Annotated in this window: 23 protein-coding genes; all 23 read left to right on the forward strand. The window is 61.6% G+C overall.

Translation table 11 applies throughout. The features are described 5' to 3' along the window. The first annotated feature begins 2 nt into the window (after positions 1-2). The 23 genes from fliH (at position 3) to IB266_RS00355 (ending at position 21,975) form a co-directional block, all read left to right on the forward strand. On the forward strand, positions 3-848 hold the full coding sequence (gene fliH / locus IB266_RS00245; protein ID WP_192259451.1) for a flagellar assembly protein FliH: 846 nt from the start codon (positions 3-5) through the stop codon (positions 846-848). Further along, entirely contained in the window at positions 838-2,196 is a 1,359-nt protein-coding gene (gene fliI / locus IB266_RS00250; RefSeq protein ID WP_003199089.1) for a flagellar protein export ATPase FliI, read from the forward strand. Before fliH ends, fliI begins: the two co-directional genes overlap by 11 nt. Before the next feature lie 6 nt (positions 2,197-2,202). After that, the gene (gene fliJ / locus IB266_RS00255) at positions 2,203-2,652 is read left to right on the forward strand and encodes a flagellar export protein FliJ (protein WP_192259453.1); all 450 of its coding nucleotides are present in this window, start codon (positions 2,203-2,205) and stop codon (positions 2,650-2,652) included. Positions 2,653-2,754: 102 nt separating this feature from the next. After that, the gene (locus tag IB266_RS00260; protein ID WP_192259455.1) at positions 2,755-3,060 is read left to right on the forward strand and encodes an STAS domain-containing protein; all 306 of its coding nucleotides are present in this window, start codon (positions 2,755-2,757) and stop codon (positions 3,058-3,060) included. A 5-nt stretch (positions 3,061-3,065) separates the two neighbouring features. After that, complete coding sequence (locus IB266_RS00265; RefSeq protein WP_192259457.1) at positions 3,066-4,772, forward strand: fused response regulator/phosphatase; 1,707 nt, start codon at positions 3,066-3,068, stop codon at positions 4,770-4,772. A 31-nt stretch (positions 4,773-4,803) separates the two neighbouring features. Next, positions 4,804-5,148, forward strand: coding sequence for an Hpt domain-containing protein (locus IB266_RS00270; protein WP_053178502.1), 345 nt, complete (start codon positions 4,804-4,806; stop codon positions 5,146-5,148). Positions 5,149-5,236: 88 nt separating this feature from the next. Next, positions 5,237-6,613 (forward strand): flagellar hook-length control protein FliK, encoded by a 1,377-nt coding sequence (locus IB266_RS00275; RefSeq protein WP_192259459.1) that lies wholly within the window; start codon positions 5,237-5,239, stop codon positions 6,611-6,613. A gap of 231 nt (positions 6,614-6,844) precedes the next feature. Continuing rightward, a complete protein-coding gene (gene fliL, locus IB266_RS00280; RefSeq protein ID WP_192259461.1) occupies positions 6,845-7,345 on the forward strand; it encodes a flagellar basal body-associated protein FliL in 501 nt (166 codons plus the stop codon). A gap of 9 nt (positions 7,346-7,354) precedes the next feature. Next, a complete protein-coding gene (gene fliM, locus IB266_RS00285; protein ID WP_053120288.1) occupies positions 7,355-8,323 on the forward strand; it encodes a flagellar motor switch protein FliM in 969 nt (322 codons plus the stop codon). A 71-nt stretch (positions 8,324-8,394) separates the two neighbouring features. Then, positions 8,395-8,853 (forward strand): flagellar motor switch protein FliN, encoded by a 459-nt coding sequence (gene fliN / locus IB266_RS00290; protein WP_192259463.1) that lies wholly within the window; start codon positions 8,395-8,397, stop codon positions 8,851-8,853. Next, positions 8,854-9,291 (forward strand): flagellar biosynthetic protein FliO, encoded by a 438-nt coding sequence (gene fliO / locus IB266_RS00295; RefSeq protein ID WP_318646563.1) that lies wholly within the window; start codon positions 8,854-8,856, stop codon positions 9,289-9,291. It abuts the gene before it with no gap. Beyond that, positions 9,291-10,040, forward strand: a complete 750-nt coding sequence (gene fliP / locus IB266_RS00300; RefSeq protein ID WP_060738641.1) for a flagellar type III secretion system pore protein FliP — start codon at positions 9,291-9,293, stop codon at positions 10,038-10,040. Before fliO ends, fliP begins: the two co-directional genes overlap by 1 nt. Before the next feature lie 23 nt (positions 10,041-10,063). Beyond that, positions 10,064-10,333, forward strand: coding sequence for a flagellar biosynthesis protein FliQ (gene fliQ / locus IB266_RS00305; protein WP_038858957.1), 270 nt, complete (start codon positions 10,064-10,066; stop codon positions 10,331-10,333). Between the two features lie 4 nt (positions 10,334-10,337). Further along, positions 10,338-11,120 carry a flagellar biosynthetic protein FliR gene (gene fliR, locus IB266_RS00310; protein ID WP_192259465.1) on the forward strand — a complete coding sequence of 261 codons (783 nt, stop codon included), beginning with the start codon at positions 10,338-10,340 and terminating at the stop codon, positions 11,118-11,120. Positions 11,121-11,123: 3 nt separating this feature from the next. Next, positions 11,124-12,260 (forward strand): flagellar biosynthesis protein FlhB, encoded by a 1,137-nt coding sequence (flhB, locus tag IB266_RS00315; RefSeq protein ID WP_192259467.1) that lies wholly within the window; start codon positions 11,124-11,126, stop codon positions 12,258-12,260. A 101-nt stretch (positions 12,261-12,361) separates the two neighbouring features. Further along, positions 12,362-13,045, forward strand: a complete 684-nt coding sequence (locus IB266_RS00320; protein ID WP_192259469.1) for a hypothetical protein — start codon at positions 12,362-12,364, stop codon at positions 13,043-13,045. Positions 13,046-13,179: 134 nt separating this feature from the next. Then, positions 13,180-15,309, forward strand: a complete 2,130-nt coding sequence (flhA, locus tag IB266_RS00325; RefSeq protein ID WP_192259471.1) for a flagellar biosynthesis protein FlhA — start codon at positions 13,180-13,182, stop codon at positions 15,307-15,309. Positions 15,310-15,320: 11 nt separating this feature from the next. Beyond that, the gene (gene flhF, locus IB266_RS00330) at positions 15,321-16,670 is read left to right on the forward strand and encodes a flagellar biosynthesis protein FlhF (RefSeq protein ID WP_060738636.1); all 1,350 of its coding nucleotides are present in this window, start codon (positions 15,321-15,323) and stop codon (positions 16,668-16,670) included. A gap of 115 nt (positions 16,671-16,785) precedes the next feature. Next, on the forward strand, positions 16,786-17,616 hold the full coding sequence (gene fleN / locus IB266_RS00335; protein ID WP_003184001.1) for a flagellar synthesis regulator FleN: 831 nt from the start codon (positions 16,786-16,788) through the stop codon (positions 17,614-17,616). Next, the gene (gene fliA / locus IB266_RS00340) at positions 17,613-18,356 is read left to right on the forward strand and encodes an RNA polymerase sigma factor FliA (protein ID WP_014337177.1); all 744 of its coding nucleotides are present in this window, start codon (positions 17,613-17,615) and stop codon (positions 18,354-18,356) included. Before fleN ends, fliA begins: the two co-directional genes overlap by 4 nt. A 166-nt stretch (positions 18,357-18,522) precedes the next feature. Further along, positions 18,523-18,894 (forward strand): chemotaxis response regulator CheY, encoded by a 372-nt coding sequence (locus tag IB266_RS00345; RefSeq protein WP_003199125.1) that lies wholly within the window; start codon positions 18,523-18,525, stop codon positions 18,892-18,894. A gap of 18 nt (positions 18,895-18,912) precedes the next feature. Continuing rightward, a complete protein-coding gene (locus IB266_RS00350; protein WP_060738635.1) occupies positions 18,913-19,698 on the forward strand; it encodes a protein phosphatase CheZ in 786 nt (261 codons plus the stop codon). Positions 19,699-19,728: 30 nt separating this feature from the next. Beyond that, positions 19,729-21,975: a chemotaxis protein CheA gene (locus tag IB266_RS00355; protein ID WP_192259473.1), complete on the forward strand. Its 2,247-nt coding sequence runs from the start codon at positions 19,729-19,731 to the stop codon at positions 21,973-21,975. The last annotated feature ends 35 nt before the right edge of the window (positions 21,976-22,010 follow it).

Genomic DNA, 22,010 nt, shown 5'->3' on the forward strand with positions numbered 1-22,010 from the left:
TTATGTCTGCCAAGAGTGATGAAGCGCCCAGCGACCTGATCCGCGCCCGGGACGTCGGTGGTTTCGACGTCTGGTCGCTGCCCAGCTTCGACCCCCATGTGCCCGAGCCTGAGCCGGAGCCGGTGGAAGAGCTGCCGGAAATGGAGGAGGTGCCGCTGGAAGAAGTCCAGCCACTGACCCTCGAGGAAGTCGAGAGCATTCGCCAGGAAGCCTATAACGAAGGCTTTGCCGTGGGTGAAAAGGAAGGCTTCCATAGCACCACGCTCAAGGTCCGCCAGGAAGCCGATGTGGCGCTGACGGCTAAGCTCCGTGCGTTGGAATCGCTGATGCTCAACCTGTTCGACCCCATCGCCGAGCAGGACACCCAGATCGAGAAATCCCTGGTGGGCCTGGTGCAACACATCGCCAAGCAAGTGATCCAGCGCGAACTGGCCATCGATTCGAGCCAGATCGAACACGTCATGCGTGAGGCGCTCAAGTTGTTGCCGTTGGGCGTGGGTAACGTGCGGCTGTACATCAATCCCCAGGACTTCGAACTGGTCAAGGCCCTGCGCGAGCGCCATGAAGAAACCTGGCGCATCGTCGAGGACGCGGCGCTGCTGCCGGGCGGTTGCCGGGTGGAAACCGAACACAGCCGCATCGACGCCACCGTTGAAACCCGCATCAGCCAGATCATGGCCAAATTGTTCGACCAACTGCACGAACAGGCCCTGCATCCGGCCGCCGCCGACCTGAGCCTGGAGTTGCCGGACGATCCGCAGATCAGTGCCGATGCCGCGCCGGCCGATGTGGAGCTGGATGCGCCTGAATTGGACGCTTCTGTACCGGACAACCGCGATGCGCCTTGAGCGAACCAGCTTCGGCAAGCGCCTGGGCAGCTACGCCGAGGCCAGTGAGCTGGCCGGCCAACCGATCCTGGAAGGTCGCCTGCTGCGCATGGTCGGCCTGACCCTCGAAGCCGAGGGCCTGCGTGCCGCCATGGGCAGCCGCTGCATGGTGATCAACGACGACAGCTACCACCCGGTACAGGTCGAAGCCGAAGTCATGGGCTTCTCCGGCAGCAAGGTCTTCTTGATGCCGGTGGGCAGCGTCGCCGGTATCGCACCGGGCGCGCGCGTCGTGCCCCTGGCCGATAATGGTCGCCTGCCCATGGGCATGAGCATGCTCGGACGCGTGTTGGACGGGGCCGGGCGCGCCCTGGACGGCAAGGGCGGCATGAAGGCCGAGGATTGGGTGCCGATGGACGGCCCGACGATCAACCCCCTCAAGCGTGACCCCATCAGCGTGCCGCTGGACGTGGGTATTCGTTGCATCAACGGTTTATTGACGGTCGGCCGCGGCCAACGCCTGGGCCTGTTTGCCGGTACCGGGGTGGGTAAGAGTGTGCTGTTGGGCATGATGACCCGCTTCACCGAAGCCGACATCATCGTGGTGGGGCTGATCGGTGAACGGGGCCGTGAGGTCAAGGAATTCATCGAGCACATCCTCGGCGAGGAAGGGCTCAAGCGTTCGGTGGTAGTGGCTTCGCCTGCGGACGATGCGCCGTTGATGCGGCTGCGGGCTGCCATGTATTGCACGCGCATCGCCGAGTATTTCCGCGACAAGGGCAAGAACGTCCTGTTGTTGATGGATTCGCTGACCCGTTTCGCCCAGGCCCAGCGGGAAATCGCCCTGGCCATCGGCGAACCGCCGGCCACCAAGGGCTATCCGCCTTCGGTCTTCGCCAAGCTGCCGAAACTGGTGGAGCGCGCCGGCAATGCGGAAAAGGGCGGCGGTTCGATCACCGCGTTCTATACCGTGCTGTCCGAAGGTGACGACCAGCAAGACCCCATCGCCGACTCGGCCCGGGGGGTACTCGACGGTCACATCGTGCTGTCCAGGCGCCTGGCCGAAGAAGGTCACTACCCGGCCATCGACATCGAGGCTTCTATCAGCCGGGTCATGCCGTCGGTGATCAGTGCAGAGCACATGAAACGGGCTCAGCAATTCAAGCAGTACTGGTCGCGCTACCAGCAAAGCCGTGACCTGATCAGCGTCGGTGCCTATGTGCCCGGCGGTGACCGCGAGACCGACACCGCCATCAGTCTTTACCCGGCCATGGCCGTCTACCTGCGCCAAAGCTTGAACGACAACATCGGCATGGGCGCCAGCGAGGCGCACTTGCAGACTATTTTCGCCCCGGTCTCAGGCACGTAACCGGCCATGGCCACGAGTCGTGCGGCGCGCCTGGCACCGGTGGTGGACATGGCGGAAAAGGCCGAGAAGACCGCCGTCCAGCGGCTGGCGTATTTCCAGGGGCAAGTGGCCGTTGCCGAGAGCAAGCTGGCAGACCTGGAGAACTTTCGACTCGAATACCAGGAGCAGTGGATTGCCCGGGGCAGCCACGGGGTGTCCGGGCAATGGTTGCTGGGTTACCAGGGGTTCCTGGCGCAGCTGGGTACCGCCATCGACCAGCAGCGCCAGAGCCTGGTCTGGCACCAGAACAACCTGGAGAAGGCTCGCCAGAGCTGGCAAGAGGCGTTTGCCCGGGTCGAAGGGTTGCGCAAACTGGTGCAGCGCTATATCGATGAGGCGCGACAGTTGGAAGACAAACGCGAACAGAAACTGCTCGATGAGCTGTCCCAGCGCCTGCCGCGACAGACCCCCTACTGATGCGAAATGAGGTTTTTGTCGTATGAGCGAGGCAAAACCTTGCTCAGACCTTTACCAGATGCTACACCTTGTACACGTATGTCCATGACAAGGAAGCCGATCATGTCAGTCGTTACCGAAGTATCCCCCGATGGGCATAAGCTGACGATTTCGATCAAAGGTCGATTCGATTTCGGGCGGCATCAGGAGTTTCGTGAGTCCTATGAGCGGCTCAATACGAAACCCGAGTCCATCGTGGTGGATTTGAAAGAAGCCACTTATCTCGACAGTTCCGCCTTGGGCATGCTCCTGCTGTTGCGCGATCATGCTGGCGGCGATGAGTCGGATATCCGGGTCGTCAACAGCAGCTCCGACGTCAAGAAAATCCTCGCGATCTCCAATTTCGACAAGCTGTTCGACATCAGTTGATCGCCATGCAATCGTCGTCGGAGTCACTGACGGTCCTGATTGCCGAAGACAGTGCCGCTGATCGACTGCTGTTGTCGACCATTGTCCGCCGCCAGGGTCACCACGTGCTTACCGCGGCCAATGGCGCCGAAGCGGTCGACGTCTACCTGGAGCAGCGTCCGCACCTGGTGCTGATGGACGCGATGATGCCCGTGATGGACGGCTTCGAAGCTGCGCAGAGAATCAAGCAACTGGCTGGGGACCAATTGGTCCCGATCATTTTCCTCACCTCCCTGACTGAGAGCGAAGGCCTGGCCCGTTGCCTGGAAGCGGGCGGCGACGACTTCCTGGCCAAGCCCTATAACCAGGTGATCCTGGCGGCCAAGATCAAGGCCATGGACCGCTTGCGCCGGTTGCAGGCCACGGTGGTGGAGCAGCGCGACCAGATCGCCCGGCACCATGACTACCTGCTCAACGAGCAACGGGTCGCCAAGGCCGTGTTCGACAAGATCGCCCACTCCGGCTGCCTGAGCGCGCCGAACATCCGCTACCTGCAATCACCTTATGCCTTGTTCAATGGCGACTTGCTGCTGGCCGCGTTCAATCCGGCTGGCGACATGCACGTCCTGCTGGGGGATTTCACCGGGCACGGTTTGCCAGCGGCGGTCGGGGCGATGCCGCTGGCGGAAGTGTTCTACGGGATGACGGCCAAGGGCTACGGCCTGGCGCAGATCCTGCGGGAGATGAATGCCAAGCTCAAGCGCATCCTGCCGGTGGACATGTTCTGTTGTGCAACGCTGTTGTGCCTCAGTTTCCAGCGTTGCACGGTGGAAATCTGGAACGGCGGCATGCCCGATGGTTACCTGCATGACAGCCTCAGCGGCGAGCGTACGCCATTGCCAGCGCGCCACCTGCCGTTGGGCGTGCTCACGCCGCACTTGTTCGATGACCGCACCGAAGTGCATTCGATGTCGCTGGGGGACCGGGTGTTCCTGTTGTCCGATGGCGTAATAGAGACCAGTGACCGCGATGACCAGCCGTTTGGCGTGGAGCGGTTGCAGCAGGTATTTTCGGCCAACCGTGAACCTGACCGTCTTTTTGAGGATATCCAGCAGGCCCTGCGGGATTTTCGCGGTGAGGCCCGTGACGACTTCAGCATGGTCGAGGTGCGGCTGGTCGCACCGACGCAACTCAATCCGCCACCACCGGTCTATTCCGATAGCGGCCAGTCCAGCCCACTGGACTGGTCGGTGAGCTTCGAGTTCCGGGCGCAGACGCTCAAGCGCTTCAACCCGATGCCCTACCTGTTGCAGTTGCTGCTTGAGGTCCATGGGCTCAGGGCGCAGAGTGGCGCCCTTTATAGTGTCATGTCTGAGCTCTATTCCAATGCCCTGGATCACGGGGTGCTGGGGCTCGACTCGAGCCTCAAGCGTGATGCGGCGGGTTTTGCTCGCTACTACAGTGAGCGCAATACGCGCCTGGATGAACTGAGCGACGGTTACGTGCGGGTGCACTTGCACGTTTCGCCAAACGGCGAGGGTGGTCGCCTGGCCATCGAGGTCGAAGACAGCGGCGAGGGTTTCGATGTTGCCCGGGTGCTGGCACAGCCCGTGGACAGTGATCGGTTGTCGGGGCGCGGCGTGAGCCTGGTGCGCCAGTTGAGCCACCAGGCCTGCTGGTCAGACGATGGTCGTAGTGCGCGCGTGGAGTTTTTCTGGGAGGCTCTGGCATAATTGGGGCCATTCTTGATCAGGGAGCGAACAAGTGAACGAGATTCATCTGGACCGCGACGTGCTCAGCACGTTGAAGGAGGTCATGGAGGAGGGGTATCTGGAGTTGCTGGATACGTTTCTCAACGACTCCGAGGCTCGCCTGCGCGTGCTGCATGAAGCGCGGGACGCTGAAAAATTGAGCGCCACCGCCCACAGCTTCAAGGGCAGCAGCAGCAACATGGGCGCCATCCGCCTGGCCGAGCTGTGCGGCGAACTGGAACAGCGTGCCAAGCAGCCGTCATTGGGCGGTATCGAAAATCTGGTCAACGAAATCGACAGCGAGTTCGCCCATGTCCGCAAGCTTTGCCGGGAGGAGCGTGAAGGCTTCCACTGCTGAGATTTGACGGCCACGCAAACGTTGGCCCGTGCCTTGCATTGCCTAGTCTCGACTGTGCAAATGATTCCAGTGCAGCGGAGACCTTTTTATGCCCGTTACCCCCAATTCACTGCTTCAGGCCTCTGTCCAGGCCAAGCCCAAGGTCGCCGTCAATTCACCGGCAGCGGCCCCGGACCTCGGGGATAGAGCCTCCAGCTTCGCTCAAGTCTTCGCCAAGCAGGCGCCTGCCAAAGCGGCGGCGGCCCCGGAGCCCGTGGTTAAATCGGCGCGCGACAAGGCCGCCGATAACACCGTCAAAAAAGACACCGGCAACGAAAGCCCTGCCGCCCCGGAACCGACGGTTGCCGATAGCGGCAAACCCTTGCCCGCGGACAAACCAGCCAGCACCGACGACAAGGCCGCCAGCGATACCAGCGCCGACTTGGCTGAAACGCCCGTGGCGGATGCGGCACCGGTCGATCCGAGCCTTGATCCTGGTGTGCTGTCGGACATGACGGTGGTGCCGGTCGCGACAGCCCCGGCGGAGCCTGCCCCCGTGGCGGTCACGACTGAGGCTCAGGTCGCCACGGCAGTCGCGACGCCCGTTGTCCCATTGGCCGCCCCGGCCCAGCCTGCGGTCCCGGTCGTCGATCCAGCCTTCGACCCAGAAGCCGACCCTCTCGACGCATTGCCCGCCTTGCGCTTGGCGATGGAGCAGGGCGGTCATGTTTCCGCCACCAGCCAGGCACAGCCCAAGAGCGCTGCCCCGGTATCGCTCGACGGTGAGCCGACGTCGGCGCAGACCTTTGCCGCGGGTATGGCCAGCATGCTCAGCGTGCAAGCCGATCAGAACAGTACCGAGTCCGGTAGCCAGGGGGGCGACAAGGCTTTCGGCGGCTTGATCAGCGAGGGCCTCAAGGACCTGGGCGCCGCGTCCAGCGACACCCGCGTGGATGATTTCGCCAACCGCCTGGCCGCACTGACCCAGGCCGCTACACCCAAAACCGCCAACGCAGTGCCGGTCAACCAACCTATCGCGATGAATCAGAGCGGTTGGACCGAAGAGGTGGTCAACCGGGTGATGTACCTGTCCAGTGTCAATCTCAAGGCGGCCGATATCCAATTGCAGCCCGCGGAGCTTGGACGCCTGGATATCCGGGTGAACATGGTTCCGGACCAGCAGACCCAGGTCACGTTCATGAGCGCCCACTCCGGCGTTCGTGAAGCCCTCGAGGGCCAGTTGCATCGCCTGCGAGAGAGTTTTAGCCAGCAGGGCATGGGCCAGGTCGACGTCAGCGTGTCGGATCAATCCCGTGGTTCGCAGAACCAGGAGCAGCAAGCCCAGCAGCAGGCCCGGGCCGGGCGTACGACGTCATCTGGCGGGCGGGTGGATTCAGCGGAGGAAGCTGGCCCGGCCGGCATCGCCGAAGTGGCCGCCAGCACGACCAGCGTCATTGGCACCAGCGCGGTCGACTACTACGCCTGATCCAACGCTGCCCACCCCTGTGGGAGCGAGCTTGCTCGCTATAGCCGATTGTCAGTCATCCTTGCAGGGACTGGTTCATCGCTATCGCGAGCAAGCCCGCTCCCACATTGCTTTCATGGGGACTGAAGAGCGTATCTGCCTGTCATCCCAAGTACCGACACTTCTGGCATAACACTTGCTCCTGCCTTGCCGTGCAACAGTGAAAACCCCGATTAGTGACGGATTATTGGCATGGCGAAGAGTGAAGCAGCAGCTGTAAAAGACCCTGCAACCAAAGGCAAACTCAAGCTGATCATCATGATCGTGGTGGGTTTGCTCCTGGCGATCGGCGTGTCCGTGGGGGCGACCTGGTATTTCATGCACAGCGCTCAGAGCAAGCCAGTGGCGGTCGAGGCTGCGCCGGTGGGCAAGCAGCCGGCGATTTTCGAACCGATGGCGCCCGCCTTCGTGGCCAACTACACCGTGAACGGTCGTCAACGCTACATGCAGGTCAGCATTACTTTGCAAGGTCGCAACCAGGCCGACCTGGAAGCGCTGCGGGTGCACATGCCGCTGATCCGCAATAACCTGGTGATGCTCTTTTCCGGACAGAGTTTCGACACCTTGGCCACGCCCGTCGGTCAGGAAATGCTGCGTCAGAAAGCCACGGCCAGCGTACAGGAAGTGGCTCAGAAAGAGCTCGGCAAAGTGGTGATCGAACAGTTGCTCTTCACTAACTTCGTATTGCAGTAGGAACACGACATGGCCGTGCAGGACCTGCTGTCCCAGGACGAAATCGACGCGCTGTTGCATGGTGTCGACGACGGTCTGGTACAGACCGAAAACGCTGCTGAACCGGGCAGCGTCAAAAGCTACGACCTGACCAGCCAGGATCGCATCGTTCGCGGACGCATGCCGACCCTGGAAATGATCAACGAGCGTTTCGCCCGGTACACTCGCATCAGCATGTTCAACATGCTGCGCCGCTCGGCCGACGTGGCTGTCGGCGGCGTGCAGGTGATGAAGTTCGGCGAGTACGTGCATTCGTTGTACGTGCCCACCAGCCTCAACCTGGTGAAGATCAAGCCGTTGCGCGGCACCGCGTTGTTCATCCTCGACGCCAAGCTGGTGTTCAAGCTGGTGGACAACTTCTTTGGTGGCGACGGTCGTCATGCCAAGATCGAAGGTCGTGAATTCACCCCGACCGAGCTGCGGGTGGTGCGCATGGTGCTGGAACAGGCCTTCATCGATTTGAAGGAAGCCTGGCAGGCGATCATGGAAGTGAACTTCGAGTACATCAACTCGGAAGTGAACCCGGCCATGGCCAACATCGTCGGGCCGAGCGAAGCCATCGTGGTCTCGACCTTCCACATCGAACTCGATGGCGGTGGCGGCGACCTGCACGTGACCATGCCGTATTCGATGATCGAGCCGGTGCGCGAAATGCTCGACGCCGGTTTCCAGTCGGATCTCGACGACCAGGACGAACGCTGGATCAACGCCTTGCGCCAGGACGTGCTCGACGTCGATGTACCGATCGGCGCGACGGTCGCCCGGCGCCAACTGCGTCTGCGGGACATCCTGCACATGCAGCCGGGGGACATCATCCCCGTCGAGATGCCGGAAGATATGATCATGCGCGCCAATGGCGTGCCGGCCTTCAAGGTCAAGATGGGCTCTCACAAAGGCAACCTGGCGTTGCAGGTGATCGAGCCGATCGAACGCCGCTGAGCAGTGTCAACTTCTTAAGTTTGTAACGGATTTTACGTTTTTTACTGATTTTTGCCCGCCGAGGACAAATGATGGCTGACGATATGAATACCCAGGATGACCAGGCGCTGGCCGACGAATGGGCTGCGGCCCTGGAAGAAACCGGCGACGCCGGGCAGGCCGATATCGATGCCTTGCTGGCCGCCGATAGCGGTAATCAGGGGTCCAACCGCCTGCCGATGGAAGAGTTTGGCAGCGTGCCCAGGAGCAACGAACCGGTCACGCTGGATGGGCCGAACCTGGATGTGATCCTCGACATCCCGGTGTCGATCTCCATGGAAGTGGGCAGCACCGATATCAACATTCGCAACCTGCTGCAGCTCAACCAGGGCTCGGTGATCGAGCTGGACCGCCTGGCCGGTGAGCCGCTCGACGTGCTGGTCAACGGCACCTTGATCGCCCATGGCGAAGTGGTGGTGGTCAACGAGAAGTTCGGCATTCGCCTGACGGACGTGATCAGCCCGAGCGAACGCATCAAGAAGCTGCGCTGAGTGAAAGGTTTCTTCGCCGCAGCGTCGATGCTGCCATTGAGCGTGCTGGCGGCCGAACCGGCTGCCACGGCGGTCGTTGCGCCGGCGGCAGGCAGTGGGGTCGCCGGGCAACTGGCGCAACTGGTGCTCGGCTTGCTGTTGGTGCTGGGCTTGATCTTCTTTCTCGCCTGGTTGTTGCGCCGCGTGCAACAGGCGGGACCGACCGGCAAGGGCCAGGTCATCGACATCGTCGGTTCGCGCGCGCTCGGGCCGCGCGACCGGCTGGTGCTGGTGCAGGTCGGCAACGAGCAGATCCTGCTGGGCCTGAGCCCGGGCACCATCACCGCCTTGCACGTCCTCAAGGAGCCGGTGCAGGTACCCTCCAGCGAGCCGGCCAGCCCCGAATTTGCCCAGCGCCTCATGGAGCTGCTGGGGAAAGACCAGAAGGATAAAAAGTAATGCCGTTGCGCATTCTGTTGGCATTGGCCCTGATGCTGGCCGCACCGTTGGCGTTCGCCGCCGACCCGCTGTCGATCCCGGCGATCACCCTGGGGACCAATGCCGAAGGGGCCCAGGAATACTCGGTCAGCCTGCAGATCCTGCTGATCATGACCGCGCTGAGTTTCATCCCGGCGTTCGTCATGCTGATGACCAGTTTCACCCGGATCATCATTGTCTTTTCGATCCTGCGCCAGGCCCTGGGCCTGCAACAGACCCCCTCGAACCAGATTCTCACCGGTATGGCGCTGTTCCTGACCATGTTCATCATGGCGCCCGTGTTCGATCGGGTGAACCAGGATGCGCTGCAACCCTACCTGGCAGAAAAAATCACTGCTCAGGATGCCGTGGCCAAGGCCCAGGTGCCGATCAAGGATTTCATGCTGGCCCAGACCCGCAGCAGTGACCTGGAGCTGTTCATGCGCCTGTCCAAGCGCACCGACATCCCCAGTGCCGACCAGGCGCCGCTGACCATCCTGGTGCCGGCGTTCGTGACGTCCGAGCTGAAAACCGCGTTCCAGATCGGTTTCATGATTTTCATCCCGTTCCTGATCATCGACCTGGTGGTCGCCAGCGTGCTGATGGCCATGGGTATGATGATGCTGTCGCCGCTGATCATTTCCCTGCCGTTCAAGATCATGCTGTTTGTGCTGGTGGACGGCTGGGCGTTGATCATCGGTACGCTGGCGGGCAGTTTCGGCGGTGTTTAGGCCTTTTGTGCGGGTAGGACGATATGACGCCTGAAGTAGCGGTAGACCTGTTCCGTGAAGCGCTCTGGCTGACGACCATGATGGTTGCCATCCTGGTGATCCCCAGCCTGCTGGTGGGGTTGCTGGTGGCGATGTTCCAGGCCGCGACCCAGATCAACGAACAGACCTTGAGCTTCCTGCCGCGCCTGCTGGTGATGCTGGTGACGTTGATCGTCGCCGGCCCCTGGATGGTACAAACCTTCATGGAATACATCCTGCAGCTGTACGGCAGTATTCCGCAGTTGATCGGCTGACCCCATGTCGATGCTCGAGCTGACGGACACCCAGATCAGTTCCTGGGTGGCATCGTTCGTCCTGCCACTGTTTCGCGTCACCGCGGTGCTGATGAGCATGCCGGTCTTCGGCACGACCCTGGTGCCCCGGCGCGTACGCTTGTATTTCGCCCTGGCGATCACGGTGGTCATCGCGCCCGGGCTACCACCGATGCCGCCGGTCAATGCCCTGGACCTCAGCGCGCTGATGCTGGTGGCCGAGCAAATTCTCATCGGTGCCTTGATGGGGTTCTCGCTGCAGCTGTTCTTCCAGGCATTCGTGGTGGCCGGGCAAATCATTTCGATCCAGATGGGCATGGCTTTCGCGTCCATGGTCGACCCCACCAATGGCGTGACGACGGCGGTGATCGGTCAGTTCCTGACGATGCTGGTGACCCTGTTGTTCCTCGCCATGAATGGGCATCTGGTGGTGTTCGAGGTGTTGACCGAGAGCTTTACCACCATGCCGGTGGGCAGTGCGTTCCTGGTCAATCACTTCTGGGAAATCGCCGGCAAGCTCGGCTGGGTCCTGGGTGCGGCGATGGTGCTGGTATTGCCGGCGATCACCGCGTTGCTGGTGGTCAACATCGCGTTTGGCGTGATGACCCGCGCAGCGCCGCAATTGAATATTTTCTCCATTGGCTTCCCGCTCACCCTCGTGCTGGGCATGGTGATTTTCTGGGTCAGCCTGGGGGATATCCTCAATCAGTATCAGCCGCTGGCCACCCAGGCCTTGCAGCTTTTACGCGACATGGCACAGGCACGCTGAACCATGGCCGAGAGCGAGAGTGGTCAGGACAAGACAGAAGACCCCACGGAAAAGCGCCTGCGCGAGTCCCGGGAAAAGGGTGAGACCGCCCGTTCCAAGGAACTCAACACGCTGGCGATCATGCTGGCCGGGGCGGGTGGGTTGCTGATTTATGGCGGCGGGTTGGCCCTGGACCTGCTGGAAATCATGCGCCTGAATTTCTCCCTGCCCCGCGAGGTGCTGCTGTCTCCGGGGGCTATGTCCCAGCATCTGCTGCACTCGGGCAAGATCGCGATCCTGGCGGTGCAGCCGGTCTTGATCTGCTTGCTGCTGGCTGCTCTCATCGGCCCGATTTCCCTGGGCGGCTGGTTGTTCGCCGCGGGTAGCCTGGCCCCCAAGTTCAGCCGGATGAACCCGGCCGCCGGTCTCAAGCGCATGTTTTCCACCACGGCGCTGATGGAGTTGCTCAAGGCGTTTGGGAAATTCCTGCTGGTCCTGTTCGTCGCGCTGACGGTGTTGCAGGCCGACATCGACGATCTGCTGCGCATTGCCCACGAACCGCTGGAGCAGGCGATTATCCACAGCGTGCAGTTGGTGGGCTGGAGTACGTTGTGGATGGCGTGCGGCCTGATCCTGATCGCCGCCATCGACGTGCCGATCCAGCTGTATCAGAGCAAGCAGAAGCTGATGATGACCAAGCAGGAAGTGCGCGACGAGCACAAGGACGCGGAGGGCAAGCCGGAGGTCAAGCAGCGTATCCGTCAATTGCAGCGCGAGGTCTCCCAGCGGCGGATGATGGCGGCAATCCCCGACGCCGATGTGGTCATCACCAACCCGACTCACTATGCCGTCGCCCTCAAGTACGACCCCGAAAAAGGCAACGCTCCCGTGTTGCTGGCCAAGGGCAGCGACTTCCTGGCGCTGAAGATCCGTGAGATCGCCGTGGCCAATGAAGTGATGCTGCTCGAGTCCCCGGCGCTGGCGCGATCGATTTACTACTCCACCGAACTCGACCAGGAAATTCCTGGAGGCCTGTACCTGGCCGTGGCCCAGGTATTGGCCTACGTCTACCAGATCCGCCAGCACCGCGCGGGCAAGGGCAAGCGCCCCGAACCGCTCAAGGACCTGCCGATCCCGCCGGATTTGCGCCGCGACACCTGACGAGCGCCTGGTATCCCTGTACCTGTCAGTCCTGACAGTAGACAGCCATTCTCCCTGCCCATGTAATGCGCTTGGTGGCTCACTCAACCCAGGGGTATGACATGACAACGCGCGAATACAAAAATCTTGGAGGCATGGAGCTGAGCTTCGTGTTGGGTGTGGTCGAGGCCAATGCCGGCGAGCGGGCTATCGCTTGTGCGTTCACCTTTGACCTGGCGCTCGATTTTGCCCGCTTCAAGGACGCGGCAAACAAGTATGTGCCGAATTACCTGGAGGGTGAGATCAATGCCATCCGACCCGAACTGGACGGGCTGGCCTACCACATCTCCTACGATTACTTCGCCGATCAGGCCGGCAAGATTGCTAGTAACGAGGCGCTGTTCCGGGTTTTTACCGGTCCTGACAGCTATTTTGACGGGTGGTCGAGTGGGGTCATGGAGCAGCGTTATCACAAACCGATTTTCCAGATCCTTGACGGTAAATTGAGGCTGGCCGCGCGTACGGATTTTCGATGGGAGGACCCCCAACGGCTCATCACGATCGCGGATCTCCCGATCATTCGGTTCCAATGGGCGCTGAATGTGATGGAGGGCCACGAGATAAACGTTCCTGGACAACCTGGGGCGGACATCAAGGCGCCGTCTTCGATGGTGGTGTTCACGTACACGAGCGAAGACCGGGTTGAAGTCGATGGTCAGCAAATGTACAGGGGGACGCGTTATGTCAGGGGCTGGAAACTGGATTTCGGCCCGGTCACACCGCAGCAGATATTGACAGCGCAGTGACCAACCGGTGAGTTGAACCCGGCTGAATGCATGCTGTTGCGAATGTTGGCTGCAAGTTGGAAGGCTTCTTGCAATACCCCGTCTGCGCCCCCTCCGGGCGTCAAAAGTTTGCTTCACAGGAACGGGGAAAATCGGTGGATCGCTCACAGTTATTCAGCACTGCGCGCAGCAATGTCGTAGACCTCAGTCGGGGTAATCTGGGCGTGCCGCTGTTGCTGCTGGTCATGCTTGCCATGATGATGCTGCCGGTGCCGCCGTTCCTGCTGGACGTGTTCTTCACGTTCAACATCGCCCTGTCGATCGTCGTGCTGCTGGTGTGCGTCTACGCCCTGCGGCCACTGGATTTCGCCGTCTTCCCGACCATCCTGCTGGTGGCCACGCTGCTGCGCCTGGCGCTGAACGTGGCGTCCACCCGCGTGGTGATGCTCCACGGCCAGGACGGGCACGCCGCCGCCGGTAAGGTGATCCAGGCCTTCGGTGAGGTGGTGATCGGCGGTAACTACGTGGTCGGTATCGTGGTCTTCGCCATCTTGATGATCATCAACTTCGTCGTGGTGACCAAGGGCGCCGGGCGGATTTCCGAGGTGAGCGCGCGTTTCACCCTCGATGCGATGCCCGGCAAGCAGATGGCGATCGACGCCGACCTCAACGCCGGCCTGATCGACCAGAGCCAGGCCAAGCTGCGTCGCCTGGAAGTGGCCCAGGAAGCCGAGTTCTACGGTTCCATGGACGGTGCCAGCAAATTCGTGCGCGGTGACGCCATCGCCGGCCTGCTGATTCTGTTCATCAACCTGATCGGCGGCATGGCTGTCGGCATCTTCCAGCACAACATGTCGTTTGGCGACGCCGGCAGGGTTTACGCCTTGTTGACCATTGGTGACGGTTTGGTGGCGCAATTGCCATCACTGTTGTTATCCACAGCGGCCGCGATCATGGTGACCCGTGCTTCGGGCTCTGAAGATATGGGCAAGCAGATCGGCCGGCAGATGTTTGCCTCGCCCAAGGCCCTGGCCGTTGCCGCAGGCCTGATGGCGGTGATGGGCCTGGTGCCTGGCATGCCGCACTTTTCCTTCCTGACCATGGCTGCCCTGGCGGCCGGTGGCGCCTACCTGTTCTGGAAGAAGCAGAACGTGCAGAAGGTCCAGGCCCTGCAAGAGGTCAAGCGCCAGCAGGAACTGCTGCCGTCGCCGGCCCGCGCCATGGAAACCAAGGAACTGGGCTGGGATGATGTGACCCCGATCGACATGATCGGCCTGGAAGTCGGCTATCGCCTGATTCCCTTGGTCGATCGTAACCAGGGTGGTCAGTTGCTGGCGCGGATCAAGGGGGTGCGCAAGAAGCTCTCCCAGGACCTGGGCTTCCTGATGCCCACCGTGCATATCCGCGACAACCTCGACCTGGCGCCGAGCGCCTATCGCCTGACGTTGATGGGGGTGATCCTGGCCGAAGCCGAGATCTACCCCGACCGCGAATTGGCGATCAACCCGGGCCAGGTCTATGGCAGCCTCAACGGCATCACCGCCAAGGATCCGGCTTTCGGCCTGGAAGCGGTGTGGATCGAAATCAGTCAGCGGGCCCAGGCCCAGTCCCTCGGTTATACCGTGGTGGACGCCAGTACCGTGGTGGCGACCCACTTGAACCAGATCCTGTACAAGCACTCCAGCGAGCTGATCGGCCACGAAGAAGTCCAGCAACTCCTGCAAGTACTGGCCAAAGGCTCGCCGAAGCTGGCTGAAGAGCTGGTGCCGGGCGTGGTTTCGTTGTCGCAGTTGCTCAAGGTGCTGCAGGCGCTGCTGGCCGAACAAGTGCCTGTGCGCGACATACGCAGTATCGCCGAGGCCATCGCCAACAACGCCTCCAAGAGTCAAGATACCGCCGCCTTGGTGGCTGCGGTTCGGGTCGGCGTGTCCCGCGCAATCGTCCAAAGCATTGTAGGCACTGAGTCTGAGCTGCCTGTGATCACCTTGGAGCCAAGGTTGGAACAGATATTGCTCAATAGTCTGCAGAAGGCAGGACAAGGCTCGGAAGAGGGTGTTCTGCTGGAGCCAAGCATGGCCGAGAAGCTGCAGCGTTCGCTGATCGAAGCAGCCCAGCGGCAGGAGATGCAAGGCCAACCGGTGATCCTGCTGGTGGCCGGTCCGATTCGCGCGATGCTCTCGCGATTCGGTCGCCTCGCGGTCCCGGGGCTGCATGTGCTGGCGTACCAGGAAATACCGGACAACAAGCAAGTGACCATCGTTGCGACAGTAGGGCCCAACGGCTGAGGTAGTGGTTTATGCAAGTGAAGCGTTTTTTCGCCGCCGACATGCGTCAGGCCATGAAACTGGTTCGTGACGAGCTGGGCGCTGAAGCAGCCATCATTGGCAACCGTCGTATCGCCGGCGGTGTCGAGCTGACGGCGGCCCTGGATTACAAACTGTCTGCGCTGGCCCCGCGGGTTCCGAACATGGAACTCGAAGACGAGCTGCGCAAGACCCAGTCGCGCATCGCCAGCGCCCAGGCCGAACTGAGCCTGCGCAGCAGCGAAGGCGAGGGTGCCGCGGGCACCAATCGTCAATTGTTCGCCGGTCAGCCGCTGACCGCCGGCCTGCCGTTGACTGCTGCCGAGCCGCTGATCGAGCAGGCCCAGGCCGAACCGCGTCGTCCGGAGCCGGCACCCGCCGCGCCTGCCCGCGGTCTCGACCCGCGCGCCCTGGACTCGATGCGCTTCGAGCTCAACAGCCTGCGCGAGCTGATGGAAGTCCAACTCGGCTCCCTGGCCTGGAACCAACTGCAAGGCAGCCGTCCGGCCCAGGCCAACCTGTGGCGTCGCCTGCAACGCATCGGCTTGTCCGGCCCGTTATCCCGGGACCTGCTGGCGCTGATCAATGGTATCGAAGAGCCTCGCCAGGCCTGGCGCATGTTGCTGGCGCACCTGGCGCGGATGATCGCCACGCCGGAAGTCGAGCCGCTAGAGGAGGGCGGGGTGATTGCCATGGTCGGTCCTGCCGGCATGGGCAAGACCACCACCCTGGCCAAGCTCGCCGCCCGCTACGTACTCAAATACGGCGCCCAGAGCATCGCCCTGGTGAGCATGGACAGTTTCCGCATCGGTGCCCAGGAACAACTCAAGACCTTGGGCCGGATCCTCAATGTGTCGGTGACCCATGTGGATCCGGGCCAATCCCTGGCCCAGGCGCTGGAGCCGCTGCTGCGCAAGCGCGTCGTGCTGATCGATACCGCCGGCCTGCAAGCCAGCGATCCGGCCCTGCGCATGCAGCTCGAAAGCCTGGCCGGACGCGGTATCAAGTCAAAAAATTATCTCGTGTTGGCAACCACCAGCCAGAAACAGGTTCTAACCGCCGCATACCACAGCTACAAACGCTGCGGACTGGCTGGCTGCATCCTGACTAAGCTGGACGAAACGGCAAGCCTGGGCGAGGTGTTGAGCCTGGCGATCGGTCATGAACTGCCGGTGGCCTACCTGACCGATGGGCCGCGGATCCCGGATGATTTGCATCTGCCGCGCCGTCATCAACTGGTCAGCCGTGCCGTGAGTGTGCAAATGCAGGAAGAACCCAGCGAAGAAGCCATGGCTGACATGTTCGCTGACATCTACCACAGCCCGACCAAGCAGGTCGGCTGAGGTAATCATGAATATTTTTTGTACCTACATCGATGGTCTGCCATGCATTGTTCCTTATGCGAACGCGCAGCCAGTAATGTGGCCTCCGTCTAAGAAGACAAGGTAAAGAACGAACATGGGCAGCATGCATCCCGTACAGGTGATCGCGGTGACCGGCGGCAAAGGTGGCGTCGGGAAGACTAACGTGTCAGTGAACTTGTCCCTGGCTCTGGCAGAGCTTGGCCGACGGGTCATGCTGCTGGACGCCGACCTGGGCCTGGCGAACGTCGACGTGCTGCTGGGACTTACCCCCAAACGCACCCTGGCGGACGTGATCGAGGGCCGTTGCGAACTGCGCGACGTGCTGTTGCAGGGACCTGGCGGGATTCGCATCGTGCCGGCTGCCTCCGGCACCCAGAGCATGGTTCACCTGACCCCGGCCCAGCACGCGGGCCTGATCCAGGCCTTCAGCGACATCGGCGACAACCTCGATGTGCTGGTGATCGACACCGCGGCCGGCATCGGCGACTCGGTCGTCAGTTTCGTCCGCGCCGCCCAGGAAGTGCTGCTGGTGGTCTGCGACGAACCGACGTCCATCACCGACGCCTACGCCCTGATCAAACTGCTGAACCGCGACTATGGCATGAACCGCTTCCGCGTCCTGGCCAATATGGCCCAGAGCCCGCAGGAAGGGCGCAACCTGTTCGCCAAGTTGACCAAGGTCACCGATCGCTTCCTGGACGTCGCCCTACAATACGTCGGCGCCGTGCCGTACGACGAAAGCGTACGCAAGGCCGTCCAGAAGCAACGCGCCGTTTATGAAGCTTTTCCACGTTCCAAATGCGCGCTGGCGTTCAAGGCGATCGCCCAGAAGGTCGATACCTGGCCACTGCCGGCCAACCCCCGCGGGCATCTGGAATTTTTCGTCGAGCGTCTTGTGCAACAAACAGCAGGGCCCGTGCTATGACAGCCAGCGGTTACAACCATCTCTACAAAAAATCGGCACGGGACGCCCAGTACGAATTGATCGAGCGTTATGCGCCACTGGTCAAGCGTATTGCCTACCACTTGCTGGCGCGGTTGCCGGCCAGTGTCCAGGTCGAGGACTTGATCCAGGCCGGCATGATCGGCCTGCTTGAAGTGTCGAACAAATACGACGCCAGCAAAGGTGCCAGTTTCGAGACCTATGCCGGTATCCGCATTCGCGGGGCGATGCTCGATGAGGTCCGCAAGGGCGATTGGGCGCCGCGTTCGGTGCACCGCAATACCCGCATGGTCAGTGACGCGATTCGGGCAATTGAAGCTAAAACCGGGCGTGACGCTAAAGATCACGAAGTTGCGGCCGAACTCCAGTTGAGTCTCGACGATTATTACGGGATTTTGAACGATACCTTGGGCAGCCGCCTGTTCAGTTTCGACGACCTGTTGCAGGACGGCGAACACGAAGGGCTGCACGAGGATAACGCGAGTGCTCACATGGAGCCGTCGCGTGACCTGGAAGATGAACGTTTCCAGAGTGCGCTGGCGGATGCGATTGCCAATTTGCCGGAGCGTGAGCGGCTGGTCTTGGCGCTGTACTACGACGAAGAGCTGAACCTCAAGGAAATCGGTGAGGTCCTGGGGGTCAGCGAATCGCGGGTCAGCCAGTTACACAGCCAGTGCGCGGCCCGTTTGCGGGGGCGTTTGGGGGAGTGGCGAGCGCGTTGACAGGCAGTGTGGGGACACTGCGACGAGGCTGGCCTGGCAGGTGCTGTGCCAGTCTCCATCCGTTGTGCTCCAGACCGTTGTCGAGTGTTGTGCCGGATTGATTGAAATGGCGCGTCCAGGTGCTGGGCGCGTTTAAGACTGCTTGGAGGTCGAATTGGACAAGAACATGAAAATCCTCATCGTTGATGACTTCTCAACGATGCGGCGGATCATTAAAAACCTGTTGCGTGACCTTGGGTTCACCAACACGGCCGAAGCAGATGACGGGACCACTGCGCTCCCGATGTTGCACAGTGGCAACTTCGATTTTCTGGTCACCGACTGGAACATGCCAGGCATGACCGGTATCGACCTGCTGCGCCAGGTGCGTGCCGACGAAAAACTCAAGCATCTCCCGGTGTTGATGGTCACTGCCGAAGCCAAGCGCGAGCAGATCATCGAAGCGGCCCAGGCCGGTGTGAACGGCTATGTGGTCAAACCCTTCACGGCCCAGGCGTTGAAAGAGAAGATCGAAAAAATCTTCGAACGCATCGGTTAACGGCGCCACGGGGGAGCTATGGACAACGAATCTTCAATGGGCGATTTCGAATCGACCCTGAAAAAACATGCCCGCGAACTGGTCGACAGCCTTGAGAAAGGTCGCTTTGGCGATGCGGTTCAAATGATCCATGAGCTCAACCAGACCCGTGACCGCGGTCTGTATCAGGAAGTGGGCAAGCTCACGCGTGAACTGCACAGTGCGATTGTCAATTTCCAGATCGACCCGCATATGCCGCAGGCCGAGGAAGTCTCACAGATCACCGACGCCACCGAGCGCCTGGGGTATGTGGTCAAGCTGACCGAAGCCGCGGCCAACCGCACCATGGACCTGGTGGAAAGCGCAACGCCGCTGGTCAATGGCCTGAGCGAAGAGGCCCAGGCCTTGAGCACCGACTGGGGCCGGTTCATGCGTCGCGAAGTCGGTGCTGAAGAGTTTCGGGAGCTGGCCCGTCGGGTCGACGGTTTCCTGACGCGCAGCAGCACCGAGAACCGCGCCGTGGCAAGCAACCTCAACGACATTCTGCTGGCCCAGGACTATCAAGACCTGACCGGCCAGGTGATCAAGCGTGTGACCCAGTTGGTCACCGAAGTGGAAAGCAACCTGCTCAAACTGGTGTTGATGGCTAGCCAGGTCGACCGCTTTGCAGGCATCGAACACGACCGTGAAGCGATGCTTGCTGAAAAAGATCCACAAAAACATCTCTCTCAGGGTGAAGGTCCGCAAATTCATGCCGATAAAAGAGAAGACGTTATGTCCGGTCAGGACGATGTGGACGATTTGCTGTCCAGCCTTGGATTCTGAGTTTTAGCCCTGTTTTAGGAGCAGCCATTAATGAGCTTCGGCGCCGATGAAGAGATCCTTCAGGATTTCCTGGTTGAGGCCGGCGAGATTCTAGAGCAACTGTCCGAACAGCTGGTCGAGCTGGAAAGCCGACCTGATGATGCGGATCTGCTCAATGCAATTTTTCGCGGTTTCCACACTGTAAAAGGAGGCGCCGGCTTCCTCCAGCTCAACGAGCTGGTGGAGTGCTGTCACATTGCCGAGAACGTGTTCGACATCCTGCGCAAGGGTGAGCGTCGCGTTGACTCGGAATTGATGGACGTGGTGCTCGAAGCGCTGGATGCGGTCAACAGCATGTTCAGCGAAGTGCGCGAGCGCTCGCCGATCACCCCTGCCACCCCTGAGTTGCTCGCCGCGCTGGCACGCCTGGCCGAGCCGCAATCGGCTGACGAAGCGGCGCCGGTTGTCGAAGCGGTGGTTGAAGAACCGGTCGCTGAAGAATCGGGCGACATCACCGATAACGAATTCGAACAACTGCTGGACTCCCTGAATACCGTCAAGGCCCAGGCCGAGGCGCCGGCCGCTCAGGCCGCACCTGCTGCGCAAGCCGCCGGGGCTGGCAGCGATGAAATCACCGATGCCGAGTTCGAGTCGCTGCTCGACCAGCTTCACGGCAAGGGCCAGTTCGCGCCGGATGCGGTCGTCCCGCCGACGGCACCGGCCGCACCGAAAGCGGCGGGCGACAGCTCCGACATTACCGACGACGAATTCGAAGCGTTGCTCGACCAGTTGCATGGCAAGGGCACCTTTGCCGTTGACGCACTGGATTCGGCCATCGCTTCGGCGCCGACCCCGGCCAAGCCTGCCGCCGCTGCCGCTGGCAGCGATCTGATCAGCGACCACGAATTCGAATCGCTGCTCGATGAGCTGCATGGCAAGGGCAAGTTCAGCGAAGTCGGTACGGCGTCTGCCGCGCCTGCCGCCACCGCGGCGGCACCGGCGGCCAAGGCTGCGCCCAAACCCGCTGCCAAGGCACCGGAACCCAAGGCCGAGCCCGCCAAACCTGCCGCCGCCGCGGCGCCAGCCCGGGCTCCGGCGGCTGCGCCAGCGGAAAAACCGGCCAGCGAAGCCGAGACCACCGTTCGGGTCGACACCGCACGCCTGGACGAGATCATGAACATGGTCGGCGAACTGGTGTTGGTGCGTAACCGTCTGGTGCGCCTGGGCCTCAACAGCCAGGACGAAGCCATGTCCAAGGCCGTGTCGAACCTCGACGTGGTCACGGCCGACTTGCAGACCGCGGTCATGAAGACCCGGATGCAGCCGATCAAGAAAGTCTTCGGGCGCTTCCCGCGCCTGGTTCGCGACCTGGCTCGCCAGCTCAAGAAAGAAATCAACCTGGAACTGGTGGGTGAAGAGACCGACCTCGACAAGAACCTTGTCGAGGCCCTGGCCGACCCGTTGGTCCACTTGGTGCGCAACGCGGTCGACCACGGCATCGAGTCGCCGGAAGAACGCGAAGCCTCGGGCAAGGTCCGCAGCGGCAAGGTGATCCTGGCCGCCGAGCAGGAAGGTGACCACATCCTGCTGTCGATCTCCGACGACGGCAAAGGCATGGACCCGAACGTGCTGCGTTCCATCGCGGTGAAACGCGGTGTAATGGACAAGGATGCCGCCGACCGCCTGAGCGACACCGAGTGCTACAACCTGATCTTCGCCCCGGGTTTCTCGACCAAGACCGAGATTTCCGACGTGTCGGGCCGTGGCGTGGGCATGGACGTGGTGAAAACCAAGATTTCCCAGCTCAACGGTTCGATCAACATCTACTCGACCAAGGGCCAGGGCTCGAAGATCGTCATCAAGGTCCCGTTGACCTTGGCGATCATGCCGACCTTGATGGTGATGCTGGGCAACCAGGCCTTCGCCTTCCCGCTGGTCAACGTCAACGAGATCTTCCACCTCGACCTGTCGCGCACCAACGTGGTGGACGGCCAGGAAGTGGTGATCGTACGGGACAAGGCATTGCCGCTGTTCTACCTCAAGCGCTGGCTGGTCAGCTCCGCGGCTCATGTGGAGCAGGGCGAGGGCCATGTGGTGATCCTTTCGGTGGGCACCCAGCGGATCGGCTTCGTCGTCGACCAGTTGGTGGGCCAGGAAGAAGTGGTCATCAAGCCGTTGGGCAAGATGCTCCAGGGCACCCCGGGCATGTCCGGCGCCACCATCACCGGCGACGGCCGCATCGCGTTGATTCTCGATGTGCCAAGCATGCTCAAGCGTTACGCCGCCCGGCGTATTTGATTCTGGAGGGGGGCGGCCCAGGGCCGCGCCTCATC

Origin of the sequence: Pseudomonas sp. Pdm06 (genome assembly GCF_014851795.1) — a bacterium.
Lineage (GTDB): Bacteria > Pseudomonadota > Gammaproteobacteria > Pseudomonadales > Pseudomonadaceae > Aquipseudomonas > Aquipseudomonas fluorescens_AA.